Consider the following 224-nt stretch of genomic DNA (forward strand, 5'->3'; position numbering starts at 1 on the left):
TATTTGTATCCAGCCATGCCTTATACGTCTAATGCGCGTTTAACAGACCGTGATATTAAAGATCTCTACGCTTATTATATGAATGGCGTATTGCCTATTGATAAAGCTGCGCCCTTAACTAAACTCCCTTTTCCTAATAATATACGAATATCTATGTGGGGGTGGGACCTGTTTTTTGCCAATGCAAAACCATTTGTGCCAGACCCAAAGCATTCTGTCATATT

At 39.3% G+C, this 224-nt stretch carries 1 pseudogene; it reads left to right on the forward strand.

The features are described from left to right. Positions 1 to 224 (forward strand): annotated as a pseudogene (locus tag KB213_RS12475) (cytochrome c); the annotation flags it as partial.

This window comes from Neokomagataea anthophila (assembly GCF_018122595.1).
Lineage (GTDB): Bacteria > Pseudomonadota > Alphaproteobacteria > Acetobacterales > Acetobacteraceae > Gluconobacter > Gluconobacter anthophilus.